Source organism: Salimicrobium salexigens (genome assembly GCF_900156705.1).
In the GTDB taxonomy this organism is placed as follows: Bacteria; Bacillota; Bacilli; order Bacillales; family Halobacillaceae; genus Salimicrobium; species Salimicrobium album.
Map to the genome: position 1 here is coordinate 1 of NZ_FTOK01000034.1, position 1009 is coordinate 1009.

The 1009-nt window shown below is 40.0% G+C and carries 2 protein-coding genes; both read right to left on the reverse strand.

The annotated features are described in order from the left end of the window. On the reverse strand, nt 1–701 hold a 701-nt coding region (istB, locus tag BW931_RS13290; RefSeq protein WP_076572945.1), incomplete at its 3' end, for an IS21-like element helper ATPase IstB. Then, a partial coding sequence (locus BW931_RS13595) for a Mu transposase domain-containing protein (protein ID WP_407690205.1) occupies nt 698–1009 on the reverse strand: 312 nt, incomplete at its 5' end. The genes istB and BW931_RS13595, both read right to left, overlap by 4 nt.

Consider the following 1009-nt stretch of genomic DNA (forward strand, 5'->3'; position numbering starts at 1 on the left):
CCTTTAATATTAAAGGTGGTGGAATGATGAATGAGTCGATCAAGGATAGCTGTAGCTAATACTTCGTCACCAAAAATCTTTCCCCATTCCACGTAGGACTTGTTAGATGTCACAATCATAGCTCCATGCTCATATCTCCTGGATATGATTTGAAAGAGTGTGTGCGCACTGAGTTCATCAAAAGAAAAATATCCGATTTCATCCATGATCAATAATTCTGGACGACTGTAACGTTTAATAATCCGTTGGATTACTCCTTGTTTATCTGCTTTCTGGCACTCAGCTATAAAGTCATTTGCTGTAATAAATAAAGCTTGATGGCCTTGGGTTAAAGCCTCAAAAGCCATGGAAATAGCCAAATGTGTCTTGCCTACACCTGGGGGACCCAAAAGGAGAATGTTATTTCCATGATGAATATACCCTCCAGATAAGACTTCTTTCACCCGGCGTTCATCTACACTAGGTTGAAAACTAAAATCAAAGTCATGGATGCTCTTGATATAAGGAAGCTTAGCTTTTTTAATTCGTTTCTCCAACTCTATTTTTTCTTTCTGTTCCATTTCTTGAGATAAAAGAGTGAATAAGAAGTCTGAGTATGGTACATTATTTTTAGATGCGTCTTCGAGAAGACCATCGATTTGATTGGCTGTATAATGCCAACCAATCTGATGTAAGCGTTCAACGAGAAGGTCCGTGTTCATTCTTGGTCACCGCCTTCGAGTTGCTCATACATGTGAAGGGAACGTCGTTCCACTTCTATGTCAGAGGACTGTAAACGGCTGTGGGTCGGCAAACCAACAGTAGTCGTGTGCAGTCCTTTATAATGTTCAAGATTAATATGGTCTCGAGCTTTTCCTGTCATTAGTGGATGCTTGGCGATGCATTCGTAGGAATCGTAAACTTCAAGGTGATGATCAAGTGTCTCTTTAATTTTTAGTTCCTTACCCACGTACCGGAAAGGTACGGAATATCGTTTCCCTTGGTAAGAGATAAAACAGTCTTTACTCAC